The 17635-nt window shown below is 61.0% G+C and carries 16 protein-coding genes and 1 tRNA gene; 10 read left to right on the forward strand and 7 right to left on the reverse strand.

Annotated elements, in window-relative coordinates:
• The first annotated feature begins 104 nt into the window (after positions 1–104).
• The 5 genes from CV013_RS01595 to CV013_RS01615 all read left to right on the forward strand — a co-directional run bounded on the left by CV013_RS01595 (position 105) and on the right by CV013_RS01615 (position 4507).
• The gene (locus tag CV013_RS01595; RefSeq protein WP_102153507.1) at positions 105–1049 is read left to right on the forward strand and encodes an RluA family pseudouridine synthase; all 945 of its coding nucleotides are present in this window, start codon (positions 105–107) and stop codon (positions 1047–1049) included.
• Positions 1050–1190: 141 nt separating this feature from the next.
• On the forward strand, positions 1191–2084 hold the full coding sequence (gene rpoH / locus CV013_RS01600) for an RNA polymerase sigma factor RpoH (protein ID WP_102153508.1): 894 nt from the start codon (positions 1191–1193) through the stop codon (positions 2082–2084).
• A gap of 134 nt (positions 2085–2218) precedes the next feature.
• A complete protein-coding gene (locus CV013_RS01605; protein ID WP_223805352.1) occupies positions 2219–2746 on the forward strand; it encodes a ferritin-like domain-containing protein in 528 nt (175 codons plus the stop codon).
• 139 nt (positions 2747–2885) lie between these two features.
• The gene (gene mtgA / locus CV013_RS01610) at positions 2886–3554 is read left to right on the forward strand and encodes a monofunctional biosynthetic peptidoglycan transglycosylase (RefSeq protein WP_102153509.1); all 669 of its coding nucleotides are present in this window, start codon (positions 2886–2888) and stop codon (positions 3552–3554) included.
• A 5-nt stretch (positions 3555–3559) separates the two neighbouring features.
• Positions 3560–4507, forward strand: coding sequence for a cation diffusion facilitator family transporter (locus CV013_RS01615; RefSeq protein ID WP_102153566.1), 948 nt, complete (start codon positions 3560–3562; stop codon positions 4505–4507).
• A 150-nt stretch (positions 4508–4657) separates the two neighbouring features.
• Here CV013_RS01615 and clpX read toward each other — a convergent pair whose 3' ends face one another.
• The gene (clpX, locus tag CV013_RS01620) at positions 4658–5923 is read right to left on the reverse strand and encodes an ATP-dependent Clp protease ATP-binding subunit ClpX (RefSeq protein ID WP_102153510.1); all 1266 of its coding nucleotides are present in this window, start codon (positions 5921–5923) and stop codon (positions 4658–4660) included.
• A 193-nt stretch (positions 5924–6116) separates the two neighbouring features.
• Positions 6117–6821: an ATP-dependent Clp protease proteolytic subunit gene (locus CV013_RS01625; protein ID WP_102153511.1), complete on the reverse strand. Its 705-nt coding sequence runs from the start codon at positions 6819–6821 to the stop codon at positions 6117–6119.
• A 220-nt stretch (positions 6822–7041) separates the two neighbouring features.
• On the opposite strand from CV013_RS01625, the gene CV013_RS01630 reads away from it, so the two are divergent.
• Positions 7042–9138, forward strand: a complete 2097-nt coding sequence (locus CV013_RS01630) for a TonB-dependent receptor plug domain-containing protein (RefSeq protein ID WP_102153512.1) — start codon at positions 7042–7044, stop codon at positions 9136–9138.
• 96 nt (positions 9139–9234) lie between these two features.
• On the opposite strand, the gene CV013_RS01635 is transcribed toward CV013_RS01630, so the two are convergent.
• From CV013_RS01635 to CV013_RS01645, 3 genes are all read right to left on the reverse strand, one after another.
• Complete coding sequence (locus CV013_RS01635; protein ID WP_102153567.1) at positions 9235–9792, reverse strand: CHAP domain-containing protein; 558 nt, start codon at positions 9790–9792, stop codon at positions 9235–9237.
• A 259-nt stretch (positions 9793–10051) separates the two neighbouring features.
• The gene (tig, locus tag CV013_RS01640) at positions 10052–11638 is read right to left on the reverse strand and encodes a trigger factor (RefSeq protein ID WP_102153513.1); all 1587 of its coding nucleotides are present in this window, start codon (positions 11636–11638) and stop codon (positions 10052–10054) included.
• Between the two features lie 62 nt (positions 11639–11700).
• Positions 11701–11785 (reverse strand) — tRNA-Leu (locus CV013_RS01645).
• A gap of 152 nt (positions 11786–11937) precedes the next feature.
• Here CV013_RS01645 and CV013_RS01650 point away from each other — a divergent pair.
• Both CV013_RS01650 and CV013_RS01655 read left to right on the forward strand, forming a co-directional pair.
• Complete coding sequence (locus tag CV013_RS01650) at positions 11938–12123, forward strand: hypothetical protein (protein WP_102153514.1); 186 nt, start codon at positions 11938–11940, stop codon at positions 12121–12123.
• Between the two features lie 48 nt (positions 12124–12171).
• Positions 12172–12450 (forward strand): DUF3297 family protein, encoded by a 279-nt coding sequence (locus tag CV013_RS01655; protein WP_102153515.1) that lies wholly within the window; start codon positions 12172–12174, stop codon positions 12448–12450.
• Between the two features lie 271 nt (positions 12451–12721).
• On the opposite strand, the gene CV013_RS01660 is transcribed toward CV013_RS01655, so the two are convergent.
• Positions 12722–13543 (reverse strand): CHAP domain-containing protein, encoded by an 822-nt coding sequence (locus CV013_RS01660; RefSeq protein WP_102153568.1) that lies wholly within the window; start codon positions 13541–13543, stop codon positions 12722–12724.
• A gap of 125 nt (positions 13544–13668) precedes the next feature.
• Between CV013_RS01660 and der the strand changes: the two genes are divergently transcribed.
• Positions 13669–15048 carry a ribosome biogenesis GTPase Der gene (der, locus tag CV013_RS01665; RefSeq protein WP_102153569.1) on the forward strand — a complete coding sequence of 460 codons (1380 nt, stop codon included), beginning with the start codon at positions 13669–13671 and terminating at the stop codon, positions 15046–15048.
• A 736-nt stretch (positions 15049–15784) separates the two neighbouring features.
• Here der and CV013_RS01670 read toward each other — a convergent pair.
• Entirely contained in the window at positions 15785–16792 is a 1008-nt protein-coding gene (locus CV013_RS01670; RefSeq protein ID WP_102153570.1) for an isoaspartyl peptidase/L-asparaginase family protein, read from the reverse strand.
• Between the two features lie 103 nt (positions 16793–16895).
• On the opposite strand from CV013_RS01670, the gene CV013_RS01675 reads away from it, so the two are divergent.
• Positions 16896–17414, forward strand: a complete 519-nt coding sequence (locus tag CV013_RS01675; protein ID WP_102153516.1) for a GNAT family N-acetyltransferase — start codon at positions 16896–16898, stop codon at positions 17412–17414.
• Positions 17415–17635: the final 221 nt, after the last annotated feature.

The following is a 17635-nucleotide window of genomic DNA, read 5'->3' on the forward strand; positions in this document are numbered from 1 at the left end:
TCAATGATCCCACTGAATGGCGTAGCGCAGGGCAGAGCGCACGCAAACCCACATCTCCCCCCTCCCGCTTGTCGAAGGGCATTGCTTCACCTAGGTCACTGCGCGTGACCCAGCCCGAAATCCTGACCGGCTCTCTCGCCAGCGATGGCAGGATCGACAAAGCCTTGTCGGAGGCGACCGGCCTCTCGCGCGAGCGGGTCAAGGCGCTGATCGCGGAAGGGGCGGTAACAGTCGGTGGCGCGGCGGCGAACAGCGCCTCTGCAAAAGTGTCCTCCGGCCTCGCGTATAGCGTTGCCCTGCCTCCTCCCGTTCCACTGGCGGCGGAACCGCAGGATATCCCACTGTCGGTCGTATTCGAAGATGAGCATCTGATCGTCGTGGACAAACCTGCCGGGCTGGTCGTTCATCCGGCAGCGGGCAATCCCGACGGAACGCTGGTGAATGCTCTGCTACACCACTGTGCCGGGCACCTTTCCGGCATAGGTGGTGTTGCGCGCCCCGGAATCGTCCATCGGATCGACAAAGATACCTCCGGCCTGCTGGTCGTCGCCAAAAGCGATGCGGCGCACGAAGGGCTGGCGAAACAATTTGCCGATCATTCGATCCACCGCCGCTATCTTTCCGTCACCGGTGGCCAGCCCAATCCACCCGAAGGGACGATCTCCGGGCGTCTGGGCCGGTCGGATGCCAACCGAAAGAAAATGGCAGTGCTGCCCGCCGCATCGTCGCGTGGGAAGCACGCTATCACGCATTACCGCACTATCCGTCGGCTCAATCATGCTGCGCTGGTCGAATGCAGACTGGAAACCGGGCGAACACACCAGGTACGGGTTCACCTTGCGTCAATAGGTCATGCGCTATTGGGTGACCCTGTTTATGGCCGCACACCCGCACCGTTACGCCCCATTCTCAAGGAGTTGGGATTCGCCCGTCAGGCGCTCCATGCCGCGACTCTCGGCTTCGTCCATCCTGTCACTGGCGCGGATTGCAGGTTCGAGAGCGACCTGCCGTGCGACATGGCGGAACTTATCGATAAACTCGCTCGTTAAAATCGACGAAATGCGCTGCAAAATTGCGCGCAAATCCCTATATACGGTGGTGTGTGCCCCATCCGGAGGATGCCCAGAAGGGGTCCGCCAAGCGAGGGCGACACTAGAAAGGTAAGGGTAATAGTGAGCAATTCCAAGCCAATGTCGGTCCCCGCGCTGGGCGGCGAGCAAAGCCTCAACCGCTACCTGTCGGAGATCAAGAAATATCCGATTCTCACCGCCGAGCAGGAATACATGCTCGCCAAGCGGTACGAGGAGCACGAAGATCCCGAAGCTGCCGCGCAGCTCGTCACCAGCCACCTACGGCTCGTGGCGAAGATTGCGATGGGCTATCGCGGATATGGCCTGCCCGTCAGCGACCTGATTTCCGAAGGGAATGTCGGGCTGATGCAAGGCGTCAAGAAATTCGAGCCCGATCGCGGTTTCCGTCTCGCCACCTATGCCATGTGGTGGATCAAGGCGAGCATTCAGGAATACATCCTGCGGAGCTGGTCGCTGGTTAAAATGGGCACCACCGCCGCGCAGAAAAAGCTGTTCTTCAACCTTCGCCGGATGAAGAAAAACCTCGACGCTTACGAGGACAGCGATCTGCACCCGGACGACGTGCGTAAGATCGCCACCGACCTCGGCGTGCCGGAACAGGAAGTGGTGAACATGAATCGCCGCATGATGATGGGCGGCGACGGTTCGCTCAACGTCTCCATGCGGAACGGCGAAGAAGGGTCGGGCGAATGGCTCGACTGGCTGCAGGACGAACGCCCGCTGCAGGACGAAACCACCGCCGAAGCAGAAGAAGCCCACGTGCGCCACGAAATGCTGGTGGAAGCGATGGATAGCCTCAACGACCGGGAAAAGCATATCCTGGCCGAGCGGCGCCTGACCGATAATCCGCAAACGCTGGAAGAATTGTCGCAGGTTTACGACGTCAGCCGCGAACGTATCCGCCAGATCGAAGTGCGCGCGTTCGAAAAACTGCAGAAGGCGATGCAGCGGATCGCGAGCGAGCGGCTGCTGCCTGCACCAGAGGCCGCATAAGCCAACGGCACACCGAATAGCCTGAAACGGGCCGCGATCCCCACGGGTCGCGGCCCGTTTTGCGTCCGGTCAATGTCAGCAAGTGTCGAACCTGCGACTACCGCCACAAGAAGGGGACAACAGGAGACTGACCGATGAACCGGTTTATGTCGGTGCTTGTTCGCCAGACCTTCGCCCCGCTCACTATCGCAATTTTCGGCAGCGCTGTCGCCTGGGCCGCGCCCTCTCCCCCGCCCGCTGCCCAGTCCACCGGCGACCGCGCCGCGCTGCAAACCGCGCTGGACGATGAATACAGGGCAGAAGCGACCTACCGTGCCGTGCTCGATCAATTTGGCGACGTGCGCCCGTTTTCGAATATCATTCGGGCAGAGCAGCGCCATGCCGAGATGGTAACTGCACAGATGGTCCGTCTGGGCATGACGGTTCCGCCCAATCGTTATATCGGCACGATTGCGGCCCCGAAGACCCTCCTCGACGCCTGCCAGACAGGGGTCGAGGCAGAGAAAGCCAATATTGCGCTATACGACCGGTTATTGCCGCAAGTGCGCGATCCGCAAGTGAAGGCAACACTGCAACTGTTGCAATCGGCCTCGCGCGAAAACCATCTGCCAGCATTCGAACGCTGTGTCGCGCGCGGCGGAATGATGGGTCGCGGCTGGTAACGGCATCCTGAGCGAAATCGGTCCGGCGCAGTTCTGTCAATCGCCGCAGGAGCCGGGCCGATAAGCGCTTCGTGCGAAACTCAGCAGTGAAGGCAAAAGCGCCATTTTCTTTTGCCTCTGCGACCGTTACCCCTTCGGCATGACCCGTGTCGCGATGCTTCTTGCCAAAATAGTTGTTGGCTTCATCCTGTTCAGCCTGCTGTGGGTGGTGCTGTACCGGTTCGTGCCAGTCCCTGTCACAGCCACGATGCTGATGGACCCCAATGGCATAACCAAAGATTGGGAATCGCTATCCAACATCGATCGCAACATGGTCGATGCAGCAATCGCCGGTGAAGACGGCAAATTCTGTTCGCACAACGGATTCGATCAGGAAGCGATTGAGAAAGCAATTGAGCACAATGCCCGTGGCGGGCGTATCCGCGGCGGCTCCACGATCAGCCAGCAGACCGCCAAGAACGTGTTCCTGTGGCAAGGCGGCGGCTATTTCCGCAAAGGACTGGAAGCGTGGTTCACTTTCCTGATCGAGCACCTGTGGGGCAAGCGGCGGATCATGGAAGTCTATCTCAACGTCGCGGAAACCGGGATCGGTACGTATGGCGTGGAAGCGGGCGCTCAGCGCTATTTCAAACGTTCCGCCGCCCGGCTAACTCCGCTGGAGGCGGCCCGGATCGCGGCGGTCCTTCCGCTGCCGAAGGAACGTGCGGCGATCAGCCCCAGTGGCTTTACCCGCCGCCACGGTAACACCATAGCCCGCCGCATCGGCATTGTCCGACGTGACGGGCTCGATTCCTGCGTTTACGAGTGAGCGATATGGGCGCAACAGATTCACATAGCGGCGGACACGATCACGCCGAACAAGGCCACCACCATGCACACGGTCATGGAGGCCATTCGCACGCCCCGGCCAGTTTCGGACGCGCCTTCGCCATCGGAATCGTGCTCAACACCGTGTTTGTCGGGATTGAGGCCGCATACGGTTTTATGGCCGGATCGATGGCACTGGTTGCCGATGCCGGGCACAACCTGTCGGATGTGCTCGCGCTGGCGCTGGCATGGATCGCCAGCGTTCTGGCTCAGCGCTCCCCCGGCGGACGGTTCACCTATGGCTACAAAAGCTCTACTATTCTGGCAGCGCTGGCCAATGCGGCGCTGCTGCTGATCGCCATCGGCGGGATCGCCTATGAAACCGTGCATCGCATCTCCTCTCCACCGGAAGTGGAAGGGTGGACGATGATCGTGGTCGCTGGCATCGGGATCGTCATCAACACTTTCACTGCCCTGCTGTTCATGCGCGGCAGCAAGCACGATTTGAATGTGCGCGGCGCGTTCCTTCACATGGCAGCCGATGCATTGGTCAGTCTGGGCGTGGTGATCGCAGGGGTCATGATCCTGTTGACGGGCGCGAACTGGGTCGATCCGGTGACCAGCCTGCTGATCGTTATCGTGATCGCATGGGGCACCTGGGGCCTGTTAAAAGACAGCGTCAAACTGGGCCTCAACGCCGTGCCGGAAGGGATTTCGGTGGTCGCGGTGCGCGAATACCTCGTCACTCTACCCGGAGTGGCTGCCGTGCACGATTTGCATATATGGCCGATGAGCACCACCGAGACCGCGATGACCGCGCATCTCACGATGCCCGGCGGCCACCCCGGCGACATATTCCTGCGCGAAGTGGCGGAAGAACTGGCCCACCATCACGGCATCGGCCACACTACGCTTCAGGTGGAAATCACGCGAGGATGCGATACCGGGTGCTGACCGGCAGATAGCAGCCCTCGCCCCCCAAAAACCGCCTTCCCAAAAACGAAACCCCGGCCTGCAAGCCGGGGTCACGCAATTTTCAGGTCGATAGAGTATCAGCTCGCCTGCGGCACGTGCGTGGCCGAGACAGCAAGAAGCGCCTAAAGCTTACGCTGCCTCTTCCTTATCCGTCTTGCCACCAACTACGCGGACTGGTTCCTTGCGCCCTTCGACAACGTCCTTGTCGATAACGATTTCGGTCACGTCTTCCATGTCGGGCAGGTCGAACATCGTATCGAGCAGGATACCTTCCACGATCGAGCGCAGGCCGCGCGCGCCGGTCTTACGGGCAATCGCTTTCTCCGCGATGGCGCGGAGCGCGTCATCGTTGAAAGTCAGTTCGACATCTTCCAGTTCGAACAGCTTGCAATACTGCTTCACCAGCGCATTCTTCGGCTCGGTAAGGATTTGCACCAGCGCTTCGACATCGAGATCGTTGAGCGTCGCGATCACCGGCAGACGACCAACGAACTCAGGGATCAGGCCGAATTTCAGCAGATCTTCCGGCTCGCACTTCTGCAGCAGTTCGCCCACGCGGCGCTTGTCCGGGTCGGCCACATGTGCGCCGAAACCGATGCTGCGCTTCTGCAGGCGGTCCGCGATAATCTTGTCCAGCCCCGCGAACGCACCACCACAGATGAACAGGATATTGGTGGTGTCGACCTGCAGGAATTCCTGCTGCGGATGCTTGCGCCCACCTTGCGGCGGGACGGAGGCAGTGGTGCCTTCCATCAGCTTGAGCAAAGCCTGCTGTACCCCTTCGCCCGAAACGTCGCGGGTGATGCTGGGATTTTCGGCCTTACGGGTAATCTTGTCGATTTCGTCGATATAGACGATGCCATGCTGTGCCTTGTCGACATTATAGTCGCTGGCCTGCAACAGCTTGAGGATGATGTTCTCGACATCTTCACCGACATAGCCAGCCTCTGTCAGAGTAGTGGCATCGGCCATCGTGAACGGCACATCGAACGTGCGCGCCAGCGTCTGCGCCAACAGGGTCTTGCCCGAACCGGTGGGGCCGACGAGCAGGATATTCGACTTGGCCAGTTCGACCTCGCCCGCTTTGCCCGAATGCTTGAGCCGCTTGTAATGGTTGTGCACCGCGACCGAGAGCACCCGCTTGGCGCGATCCTGCCCGATCACGTAATCGTTCAGCGTGCTGAAGATTTCGTGCGGGGTCGGCACGTCGCCTTCCTTGCGCCCGGCAAGGCCTGCCTTCGCTTCTTCGCGGATAATGTCGTTACACAGTTCGACGCATTCGTCGCAGATGAACACCGTCGGGCCGGCGATCAGCTTGCGTACTTCGTGCTGCGATTTGCCGCAGAAGCTGCAGTAAAGGGTGCTTTTCGAATCCGTTCCGGTCAATTTGGTCATTTCCTGCTCATCCCGAATCCCAGCCTACAACACAGGGATTCGCCGACCTTACGGCCAGTGATAATATAATCCAACAGCTTGTACCTATCATATGCGCCTTGCGGCAAGCTGAAGGTACAAGGTTGCCTATTTCCTGCTACCCGTGCCCTGAGATGGCACAACGGGCAGCCCAATGGTTACGGTCGTCGCCCTTTTATTCGGGCGCGCCACCCGACCCTTCGGCTTCGGGCGTTGCATCGTTTTCGGGGCGGGTTTCGAACACTTTATCGACCAGCCCAAATTTCATCGCCTCGTCGGCTTCGAGGAAGGTGTCACGGTCCATCGCTTTCTCGATCTCGTCCAACGTGCGGCCGGTGTATTTGACATAGAGATCGTTCATCCGGGCCTTGATACGCAGAATTTCCTTGGCCTGAATCTCGATATCGCTGGCCATGCCGCGGGCACCGCCGCTGGGCTGGTGGACCATAATCCGCGCATTGGGCAGTGCGATCCGCATTCCCGGCTCGCCCGCAGCCAGCAGGAAGCTGCCCATCGATGCGGCCTGCCCCATGCACACCGTCGACACGCGCGGCTTGATATATTGCATAGTGTCGTGGATAGCCATCCCGGCCGTCACCACGCCACCGGGCGAATTGATGTACATGCTGATCGGCTTGCTGGGGTTCTCGCTTTCGAGGAACAGCAGCTGCGCGGTAATCAGCGAAGCCATCCCGTCTTCCACCTGACCGGTGACGAACACGATGCGTTCGCGTAACAGGCGGCTGAAGATATCGAAGCTGCGTTCGCCGCGGCTGGTCTGTTCGACCACAACCGGCACCAGCGCCCCGGTAACGGGATCGCGCGTGAACTGGCCCTGTGTGCCGTAAGTTTCGCCGGAGTTGCCGAGCAGGTCGATCATTGTGGATGTGCCTTCATATTGGGTCGATTGCGAGCGCCTATGTCGCGAGTACCGGCGCGATGTTCAAGGGGCTTAACCGCAATCCCCACTGCCACAACAGGAAGCGGAACGATTACAAATGTCATTGAACGGCACGTAAGCGCCGTTGATCGAGTGCGCCCTGTTCCCTTCTCCCCAACGCCAATAGCACCATTCCCAGGACTATCGGGAGAGGGACTTCATGCGTTATTTCAATGGGATGCTGATGGCCTCCGCCGCTATCGCGGCACTTGGCACAACGCCTGCGCGCGCTGTCGACAAGCCAGCAGCTGTTGCTGCCGACTCCGCCGCAACCGCCCCTGACACCTCCCACATTCAGGGCACTTACCCGGCAGACTTCTTTACCGCATTCTCCCCCAAAAGCGCGCTGGACATGCTCCGAAATGTGCCGGGTTTCCAGATCCGCGAAGGAGATTCCAGCACGCGCGGGTTAGGTAAGGCGACCGAAAACGTGCTGGTGAACGGGCAGCGATTGTCGGGCAAATCCGATGGGCTTTACGATCAACTGGGCCGCATTCCCGCCAGCAATGTCGTCCGCATCGAAATCATCGACGGAGCGCGCTTGTCGATACCTGGTCTGTCGGGGCAGGTTGCCAATATCGTCACCGGTGGCAACAGCTTCTCCGGCCAGTTCGGATGGAACGGAGAGGTCCGGCCGCATTTCTCCCACCCCGGATATCTGGGAGGGGAGATTTCAGTGACTGGCAAACGGGGCCGGGTGGAATATACGCTGGGTCTGTCGAACGACGAAGGACGCGGCGCATATGGCGGCCCCTACTCCATTCGCGATGCCAACGGTTCCGAGATCGAGGCCCGCGATGGTCGGCTATGGTCCGACAGCGACGAAGCAAAGGTCAGCGCGGGACTGAAATACGATGGCCCCGGATCGACGGTGGGCAACCTCAACCTGTCATATCAGCGGGAGTATTCAACCTTTGCGGAGAATGAAGTCCGCCTGCCAGTGGACGATATCGCTCGCGACTGGCTCCTGACCGGGCGCTACCGCGCCTATAACTACGAAATCAGCGGCGATTATGAATTTCCGCTGGCAGGCGGGCGGCTCAAACTGATCGGGCTGGAGCGATATAAACTCGCCCATCGCGACGAACGCGCAGTCATCGGCTTTGCCGATGCAAGCGATCCTGTCGGCGGTCGTTTTCAGCAGGACCTGTCCAGCGGGGAGCGCATCGCACGCGCCGAATATGGCTGGAAATGGGGGCAGGCCGACTGGCAGATCGCACTGGAAGGCGCGTTCAACCGACTGGATCAACAGGGCGCGCTTTTCGACCTGTCGCCAACGGGCGAGTTCGTGACAGTGCCATTTCCGGGAGGGACCGGCGGCGTGCGGGAAAGCCGGTATGAGGGATCGCTTAGCTACGGTCGCCCGCTGAGTAGCAAAATTACTCTGCAACTGCTTGCAGCGGCGGAATCCTCGACCATTTCGCAGACCGGGGCCAATTCGCTATCGCGCACGTTCTTCCGCCCAAAAGGCACTGCCAGTCTGGCGTGGGCACCGGAAAAAGGGCTGGATATATCGCTCAAAGTCGAACGCGCAGTCGGCCAGCTCGATTTTGACGACTTTCTGGCCCGTGTATTTCTCGATCTGGGCAATCAGAACGACAACAACGCCGATCTCGTCCCGTCCCAGCAATGGAACTTCGATCTGGAAGGGAAGAAAGAACTGGGCCGCTGGGGATCGACCAACCTGCTGCTTTTTGCCCGACTGTACGACGATTATATCGACGTAGTGCCGTTACCTGACGGCGGCGAAGGGCGTGGCAATATTCCCAGCGCGCACCGTTATGGCCTGCAATGGACCAGCACCTTCAACCTTGACCCGATCGGTTTTCATGGTGCCAAGATCGATTCCGATATTGTCTTGCAGACATCGTCGCTGATCGACCCGGTGACACAAAAGAAACGGCAGATCAGCTATCTGGCAACGCGCGTCGTGAACGTGGCGCTGCGCCACGATATTCCACACAGCGACTGGGCGTGGGGCGCGGCCATCGAATCGCAGGAAGTCACTGACTATTACCGTGTGGGCGAGTTCGGGTACGACAACGAAGGCCCGGTGTTCGACATCTGGTTTCTGGAAAACAAAGACGTGCTGGGAATGACCGTGAAATTTCAGGTCATCAACCTCTTCAATGCGCGCCATCGGTTGTACCGCACGGTGTACGACGGCCCGCGCGACGTTGCACCGATACTGTTGCAGGAAGATCGCGCGCAGTTGATCGGACCGATGTTCCGATTGAGTGTGAAGGGAACGTTCTAGCCCGCCTTGGAGTGCCTTCGCCGGACCGGACTGACTTGCCGCTCCAGTACCGCAATCGAGGGGAGCAGTTCGACGCTCCCCCGGATTTTCAACGGACTACTTCGCAGCCAGTTGGATTGAAGCGCCTTCACCAGCACCGTTGCCCTTGGCAACATGGATTGGGCCGGTGTCGAGATCCTCGCTGCCGGGCGCTTCGGCATAAATGAAACCGAAGGTCGGATTCACCCGCGTACCGAGCCCGCCGATCGGCGCATACCATACGCGCACCGCGCTCCAGTCACCGGCGTCGGATACATCGACCGCCATCGCCGCGCGTTCGATCCGGCCCGGCCCCGACCAGTTCGCATGATCGAGCAGGATGTGCCGTTCATCGACGATTTTCGCGACGGTCGCGACATGGCCATACGGCATCGCGCCAGTGCTCTTGAATGCCAGCACAGCGCCGATTTTCGGCTGCTTGCCACGGGCATAAGTGCCTTCGGCCTGCCCCCACCATGTGCGGGCATTACCGTGGATCGAGATGCCCGATACCTGCCGCGCATAAGGGACGCATTGCAATGCCTTGGCCTGAACCGCCACTGGTGTGGCGACAGCGGCCATTGCGGCCAGCAGCGTAGCGATCATCGGCGATTTGCGGAAAAACGTGCGGAACATGCCGCGCGCGAATTGCGATCCCATTGTACTCGTGACCCCGCACGTATTCTTTAACCCGTCGGGAAGGGTATTAGCGGGGACTTAAATCGGCGGACACCCCACTGCCAAAGCGCCATCCTGTCTGTCGCACGACTCGTCGCAATACATGGAACGGCCGGACAGCAAGCCCTCCATTCGCCCCAAACGAAACGGGCGTAGCTGTCGCCAGCTACGCCCGTTTCATCACCACACCTGCGGCGTGGCAGCGTGTCGAATACACTTATTTCTTGGCCGGAGCTTTCTTGGCTGCGGGCTTCTTCGCCGGAGCCTTCTTCGCTGCAGGCTTGGCTTCCGCCTTATCGTCTGCCTTGGTAGCAGCCTTCTTGGCGGGCGCCTTTTTGGCCGGGGCCTTCTTTGCCGCGGGCTTCGCTTCTGCCTTGTCATCCGCCTCGGCATCGTCAGCCTTGGCTGCTGCCTTCTTGGCCGGAGCCTTTTTCGCCGGAGCTTTCTTCTTGGCAGCGGGCTTAGCCGCTTCGTCTTCGTCCGCTTCGATCGCGGCCTGCAGTTCCTCGCGCGTTACTTCGCGGTCGGTAATTTCAGCCTTCTCGAACAGGAAGTCGACGACCTTGTCTTCGTACAGCGGGGCACGAAGCTGAGCGGCAGCCATATCGTTGGTGCGGATCAGTTCCATGAACCGGTCGCGATCTTCGGGGCGATACTGCTGTGCCGCCTGCTGCATCAGCATCGACATTTCCTGCTGGGTGATCTGCACGCCATTGGCCTGCCCGATTTCGGACAGCAACAGGCCCAGACGCACACGGCGTTCAGCGATCTTGCGGTAATCGTCCTTCTCGGATTCGATTTCTTCCATCGCAGCCTTCGGGTCTTCTTCCCGTGCAGCTTCCTGCATAAGCTGCTGCCAGATCTGTTCGAATTCGGCATCGACCATCGACGGCGGCACGGGGAAATCGTGCCCTGCGGCCAGCTGATCGAGCAACTGACGCTTCATCGCAGTGCGGGTCAGGCCGTTCAGTTCCTGCTCCACCTGCCCCTTGAGCAGACCGCGCAGCTGTTCGAGGCTTTCAAGGCCGAGCGACTTGGCGAAATCTTCGTCGATCTTGGTTTCGTCTTCGACCTGAACCTTGTGCACCTTCACATCGAAGGTGGTTTCCTTGCCCGCGAGGTGTTCCGCCGGATAATCTTCGGGGAACGTCACGGTAATGGTCTTCTCGTCACCCGCCTTCGCGCCGGTGAGCTGTTCTTCGAAGCCGGGAATGAACTGGCCCGAACCGATCACCAGCGGCGCTTCTTCAGCCTTACCACCTTCGAATTCGACACCGTCGAGCTTGCCGACGAAGTCGATGATCAGCTGGTCGCCATCGGCCGCCTTCTTGGTCTTGGCGGCATCTTTCCAGCTCTTCTGCTGGCTGGCGATTTTTTCGAGCGATTCGTCCACTTCCGAATCGGCCACCGGCACAGTCAGGCGTTCGAGTTTGATGCCATCGGTAGCGGGCGCTTCGAGATCGGGCAGCACTTCGAGGCTGACCGACAGTTCGGCATCCTTGCCCTGATCGTATCCTTCGCCCAGTTCGATCTGCGGCTGCATCGCGGGGCGCAGTTTCTTGTCGCGCATCAGCGAATCGACTGCATCCTTGATCGTGTCGTTCACCACCTGCGCGTGAATCGAATCGCCGTGCATCTTACGCACGAGATTGGCGGGCACTTTGCCGGGGCGGAAGCCGGGCATCCGCACCTGCGGCGCGATCTTCTTGATTTCGGCAGTGATCGCAGCTTCGATCTCCGATGCCGGAATGGTGACGGAATAGGCGCGCTTGAGCCCGTCGTTGGTGGTTTCGTTGATCTGCATCTGAGCGAAAAGCCTTCTTGAGAAATCCGGTGTGTCTGTCCGGGCGCCCGTGCGCGGCGGTATGGTGCGGGCGAAGGGACTCGAACCCCCACATCTTTCGATACTGGTACCTAAAACCAGCGCGTCTACCAATTCCGCCACGCCCGCAAACCCGAACGAAGCCGCGCGAATGGCCGGGGCCATCCACGAACAAGGGAGCGCCGTTAGCCCGCCCGGCACGAAAGGGCAAGCCACGAGGCCACCGGAACAGACATGCTTTTCCATTCGTTGTGATTTTGCGACTTCAGGAGAGCCCGAAAATGACCCATCCGACCGCAGGCGAGCCCGCCCCTGCACCCGACAAAATCGAACCGGCCGCCCCGCCGGAGGCACCGCCCGCCCCGACACCAGATGAACAGCCGGTGCGCCAGCCCGACGAAATCGCTCCGCCTCAGCCCGATACAGTGCAGCCGGGCGAACATCCCGGCGAAATCCCCGCCCCCTGATATGCGCGATATCTTGCGGCCCGCCCCTCCTCGCACTAGGGGGCGCGCATGAGCGACGATAAAGCCCAGACCCCGCCCAATCGCCTCGCGGTCAATCCGCGCAGCGAATTCTTCGATGCCGACGCGCTGCAACGCGGCGTGGGCATCCGGTTTAAAGACCGGGTGCGGACCGATATCGAGGAATATTGCATCTCCGAAGGCTGGGTGCGGGTTCAGGCAGGCAAATCGATGGACCGCAAGGGGCAGCCGCTGACCATCAAGCTGACCGGCCCGGTCGAAGCATGGTTCGAAGATCTGGGCGAAGACGCACCCATCGCCAAGGCGTGATTCGGGAGGCACCTGTCGTGCTGACGGTGCCTACCATCCCGTTCCTCATTGTGTACGCAGTGAAGTGTTTGACCGGTCGACGGTCCTGCCCATCGCATCGTAAAAGACAGAGGTAACGCGCGCGCTATGGATTGCCACGTCGCCTGCCGCTCCTCGCAATGACGAGGGTGGGGATACGCGCAATAGTATGGTCCGGCCATCGGCAGTGCGCCCCCCCTATCCCCGAACCAAACCCACTTCGTGCCTTCGCGTCTTCATGTGAATACTCTCCCTATCGGTCGTATCGCGCCAGTGCAGCGGAAATCGGATCGTTGGATGCCGCCTGAGTGCGCGTTTCGCGGCGCGGAGCCGGTGCCGCCATCGCCATCCGCGCAGTTGCCGATGCAACGGTACGGCGCGTAAGGGACTGGCGTGGCACGGATGAGGCTTTCGGCGCGCCGATATCGGCAAAGGCAGACAGAAATTCCCGCGATGGCGCGCGAGCCGGACGCGGCGTGCTGGCAACCGGCACAACAGCGGGCGCAGGCGTGGCGGCGGCAATTGTCGTGCGCGGCGCGAAGTCAGCATTACCGCTATCGTCCCTATCGGGATAAATAAACCCGGCCACCGGCCACTCAGTGCGGCCGAGATCCTGAATCGGATCGTACCACACGCGCACTTCGCTCCAGTCGTTGGCGGGCGACACGTCCACTGCCTTCACCCCGCGTTCGATCTGCCCGCGCCGCCCGTTGATGGGCGACCAGTTGGCATGGTCGAGTAGAACAGTGCGACTATCGATCACTTTGGCGACCGCTGCGACATGGCCCAGTTGCATGTTGCGATAGGGGGTGAACGCCATCACCGCCCCTTTTTTGGGCCGGTTGCCACGTTTATAACGGCCCGCTGCCTTGTCCCACCAGGTCAGCGCGTCGCCATAGATCCGCACCCCCGTCCTTTCGCGGGCATAGGGCACGCATTGCAGATAAGGCGGCAGTTCGACCCCGGAGTTGCCCGACGCATCGGTGGAAACATCGAAATCGGCCGAATCGGCCAGCACGGGCGGCGTAGCGACGAGTGCGATGGCGAGCGCGAAGATGCTTGTGGTTACCCTCATATTCATCACGTTGCCGCAAGGTGGTTAGAGGGAGGCTTCGCACTGTGGTAAATTTGCCTTTAACCATATGTATGACAACGGCGCTTGCCATTCGCGCGCCAACAGGCCACCTGCGCGATGAAGTCATGAAACCGCAGGTCATCATTATCGGGCGCCCCAATGTGGGCAAGTCCACGCTGTTCAACCGGCTCGTCGGCAAAAGGCTGGCTCTGGTGGACGATCAGCCCGGCGTCACGCGTGACCGGCGCATGGGCGATGCGACGATTGCCGGGATGGAATTCACTATCGTCGACACCGCCGGGTGGGAAGACGATGACGCGGAAACCCTGCCGGGCCGGATGCGGAAACAGACCGAAGTCAGCCTGGAAGGCGCGGATGCCGCGCTGTTCGTGGTCGATGCCCGCGCTGGCCTGACTCCGCTCGACAACGAAATCGCCCGCTGGCTGCATAGTCAGAAAGTGCCGGTGGTGGCCGTGGCGAACAAGGCGGAAGGGCGAACCGGCGAAGCAGGCGTGCTGGAGGCGTATTCGCTCGGCTTTGGCGATCCCGTGGCACTCAGCGCCGAACACGGCGAAGGCGTGGCCGACCTGTTCGACGCCCTGTGGCCGATCATCGGTGAGAAGACCGAAGGCGAAGCCGCCGAAACGAACAGCGAGCCGACTGAAGAAGAACTGCTGGCGCAACCGCTCAAGCTGGCTATCGTCGGGCGGCCCAACGCGGGCAAATCGACGCTTATCAATCGCCTGCTGGACGAAGACCGGCTGCTGACCGGGCCGGAAGCGGGGATCACGCGCGATTCGATCGCTATCGATTGGGAATGGACCGATCCGCAAACCGGCGAGACGCGGGAAATCCGCCTGATCGACACCGCCGGAATGCGGAAACGCGCGCAAGTGGTGGAAAAGCTGGAGAGGCTATCCGTTGCCGATGCGCGCCGGGCGATCGATTTCGCGGAAGTCGTGGTCCTGCTGCTCGATGCGACACGCGGGCTGGAACATCAGGATCTGAAGATCGCCAGCCACGTGCTCGAAGAAGGGCGCGCCCTGATGATCGCGATCAACAAGTGGGACATCGCGGAAGATGCCAGCAAGTTGTTCAACGGCATCCGCGCCGCGCTGGACGAAGGGCTGGCGCAAGTTCGCGGGCTGCCGTTGTTCGCTGTCTCCGCGCGCACGGGCAAGGGGCTCGACACGATGCTCCATGCTGCGTTCGAAATTCGCGCTGCATGGTCGAAACGCGTGTCGACATCCGCGCTCAACCGCTGGTTCGACGATGCACTGGAAGCCAACCCGCCGCCCGCGCCCAAGGGCAAGCGGATCAAGCTGCGCTATATCACGCAGGCAAGCACGCGCCCGCCCCGCTTCGTGGTGTTCGGCACCCGGCTGGATATGCTGCCCAAAAGCTACGAACGCTATCTGGTGAACGGCATCCGCAAGGAACTCGGTTTCGATGCCGTGCCGGTGCGGGTCGTGCTGAAAACGCCGAAGAACCCGTTTTCGAAATAGGCGGTGCGGTCTGGCCGGTCGGGTGCGCTCGGATCAGGCGTGCTGATCACTGACGCAACAGATGCTCGCGGTGTTTCTGGCCAGCGGGTTTAGCCCTACCAGCCAGCTACAAAACCAGCCATTAGTCAGAGCCACCCATCACCCGCAGGCACCCTCCCCCCGTTGTCATGGCGAGCATAGCGAAGCAATCCACGGTGCTAGGATTGCGGCAATCTCCTCCCTCGCCCGGCGCTGCATGGTCGGTCGATGGATTGCCGCGTCGCTTGCGCTCCTCGCAATGACGAGCGGGCTCGGGGTGGCGCTGGTTTAGCCTCGCTCCGGTACGTATCGACTGGTGCATGGAAAGAACAGCGACCCCGTTGCCTCCTCGCCCCATCGTCATGCCGGACTTGATCCGGCATCCCGCTCCTCTGTCCCGCGACCGGCCGACACCCCGTACCCACTCCGCCAGAACATTTTCCTACATCGCTTCCGCCCGGCATGGTTGCGCGATGTGTGGAACCCCATCTTCGCAGCGGACCAACCGAACGAGCGGTGTAGTGTGTTCGGTTTTATGCAAGTCCACACAGCACCCTGTTGCAAGCGGTATCAACCACCTGTTCCAGTGGGATAATTCGCAGAAAGTCACAGTTTTCAAAACTTCAAGGAGCGGTCCATGTCTGGCGCTCGCAGTCATGGAAAAGGGCCGGCCCCGCGAAGGACCGGCCCTTTGCCAATTGCGCTGCCAAGGCGGGGATCACTCGTCTTCGTCTGCGAAGATGGCGACTTCGTTGGTGCCGCTGCTGGTCGCCCGGCCGCGATACATGCCGGGGGTGTTCATGCTGAACACTGCGTCGCCATCTTTCGACACCACGATCACCCCGCCATCGCCGCCCATCGTAGCGACTTCGCCGATCACCTTGTCGGCGGCAGTCTGCGCGTCTTCCCCGGCGAGCAGCATACGGTCGCAGATCTCGTGCGCCACGCCCACGCGAATGAAGTATTCGCCCCAGCCGGTGCCCGACACGGCGCAGGCGCGATCGTCGGCCCAGGTGCCCGCGCCGATCACGGGAGAATCGCCGATCCGGCCCCACCGCTTGCCCGTCATCCCCCCGGTAGAGGTGCCCGCGGCCAGATGCCCGTGTTCGTCCAGCGCCACCGCGCCGACAGTGCCAAACTTGAACTCGACATCGAGTGCAGTGAGGTTCTTCGCCTTCATCTGTTCCAGTTGCCGTTTGCGATCATCGGTCGCGAACCATTCGGGGCCGACGATTTCCAGCCCCTGTTGCGCGGCGAACTGTTCGGCGCCTTTGCCCGAAAGGAACACGTGCGGGCTGTGTTCCATCACTGCCCGCGCCAGCAGGATCGGATGCCGCACAGTGCCGACCCCGGCGACCGCGCCCGCCGCGCGGGTTTCGCCCAGCATGATCGAGGCGTCCATCTCGTTAGTCCCGTCCCACGTGAACACCGCACCGCGCCCGGCATTGAACTTCGGATCGTCTTCCAGCCGGGTAATCACGGCGGTGACTGCATCCGCCGCAGTGCCGCCGCCTTTCAGCACAGCCGAACCGGCATCGAGCGCAACCTGCAATGCCGCGCGATAGGCAGCTTCCTTCTCCGGCGTCATCCGCTCGCGGGTCAGCGTGCCCGCTCCGCCATGGATAGCGATCGACCATTTGGCAGTGGGCACAGGTTCCTCCGCATGAAGAGTGGTGCTGGCGGCAAGTGCCGCGAAACAGGCAATGGCTTTCCAGACAAACGACATTTCGGTCCCTCCAATGTCCGGGCAATGCGCGCCCGCACCGCGATAGGCAAGCCTGCCATAGCGATGCTTCCCAGCCGCGCTGCCGGTGTTTAGGATAAGAGCCATGCTGTTACGCCCCGCCTCCACCACCGACATCCACGCCCTCGTGGAGCTGAGCCGCGCGAGCTTCTCCGACGCGTTCGGCCACCTGTACGCGCCGGAGGATTTGCAGAACTTCCTCGATAACGAACGGTCGCCTGAAAAGCTGGGCGCGGCGATCCGTGATCCCGATACCGAAGTGATGCTGGCAGAAGATAGCGCAGGCCTGATCGGCTATTGCATCATGTACTTCGACGCGAGTTTCCCCGAACGACCTGCTCCGCAGCCCGCACGGGTCGCTATCCTGAGCCAGCTCTACTGCGCCCCGCAGGCCATCGGGCGCGGTGTGGGCGCAGCGCTGATCGAATGGGCGATTGGCGAAGCACGCATTCGCAGGCGTGAGGCGATTCAGCTATCGGTCTATAGCGAGAACTTCGGTGCTCAGCGGTTTTACCAGCGATACGGATTCGCCAAAGTGGCCGATATCGCGTTCTGGGTGGGCAGCCATCGCGACGATGAGTTCCTCTACGAACTCACGCTGTAGGCATTCATAAGATGCCGTTGCACCTGCCCGGTTTCCTAATCGCATGCAGCTTGGTATTGTCGCCGCGATGAACCACCGCCATCAATTCGGTCGCAATCGTGCAACGGTGCCCCCATATGCCCCCCTATATGGCGATGCGTCCGGTGCCCGCGCGGCAGTGGACTTTTTTGGTTCAGGACAGTGTAACATGTGGTCCACGCATTCAGGGTACAGGCAAACAG

This window comes from Tsuneonella flava, assembly GCF_002870965.1.
Classification (GTDB): domain Bacteria; phylum Pseudomonadota; class Alphaproteobacteria; order Sphingomonadales; family Sphingomonadaceae; genus Tsuneonella; species Tsuneonella flava.

What these genes read in the sequence shown, in the direction of transcription:
- rpoH (WP_102153508.1), top strand. Translation starts at nt 1,191, where the DNA reads ATGTCGGTCCCCGCGCTGGGCGGCGAGCAAAGCCTCAACCGCTACCTG.
- CV013_RS01605 (WP_223805352.1), top strand. Translation starts at nt 2,219, where the DNA reads ATGAACCGGTTTATGTCGGTGCTTGTTCGCCAGACCTTCGCCCCGCTC.
- mtgA (WP_102153509.1), top strand. Translation starts at nt 2,886, where the DNA reads ATGACCCGTGTCGCGATGCTTCTTGCCAAAATAGTTGTTGGCTTCATC.
- CV013_RS01615 (WP_102153566.1), top strand. Translation starts at nt 3,560, where the DNA reads ATGGGCGCAACAGATTCACATAGCGGCGGACACGATCACGCCGAACAA.
- clpX (WP_102153510.1), bottom strand. Translation starts at nt 5,923, where the DNA reads ATGACCAAATTGACCGGAACGGATTCGAAAAGCACCCTTTACTGCAGC.
- CV013_RS01625 (WP_102153511.1), bottom strand. Translation starts at nt 6,821, where the DNA reads ATGATCGACCTGCTCGGCAACTCCGGCGAAACTTACGGCACACAGGGC.
- CV013_RS01630 (WP_102153512.1), top strand. Translation starts at nt 7,042, where the DNA reads ATGCGTTATTTCAATGGGATGCTGATGGCCTCCGCCGCTATCGCGGCA.
- CV013_RS01635 (WP_102153567.1), bottom strand. Translation starts at nt 9,792, where the DNA reads ATGTTCCGCACGTTTTTCCGCAAATCGCCGATGATCGCTACGCTGCTG.
- tig (WP_102153513.1), bottom strand. Translation starts at nt 11,638, where the DNA reads ATGCAGATCAACGAAACCACCAACGACGGGCTCAAGCGCGCCTATTCC.
- CV013_RS01650 (WP_102153514.1), top strand. Translation starts at nt 11,938, where the DNA reads ATGACCCATCCGACCGCAGGCGAGCCCGCCCCTGCACCCGACAAAATC.
- CV013_RS01655 (WP_102153515.1), top strand. Translation starts at nt 12,172, where the DNA reads ATGAGCGACGATAAAGCCCAGACCCCGCCCAATCGCCTCGCGGTCAAT.
- CV013_RS01660 (WP_102153568.1), bottom strand. Translation starts at nt 13,543, where the DNA reads ATGAGGGTAACCACAAGCATCTTCGCGCTCGCCATCGCACTCGTCGCT.
- der (WP_102153569.1), top strand. Translation starts at nt 13,669, where the DNA reads ATGAAACCGCAGGTCATCATTATCGGGCGCCCCAATGTGGGCAAGTCC.
- CV013_RS01670 (WP_102153570.1), bottom strand. Translation starts at nt 16,792, where the DNA reads ATGTCGTTTGTCTGGAAAGCCATTGCCTGTTTCGCGGCACTTGCCGCC.
- CV013_RS01675 (WP_102153516.1), top strand. Translation starts at nt 16,896, where the DNA reads ATGCTGTTACGCCCCGCCTCCACCACCGACATCCACGCCCTCGTGGAG.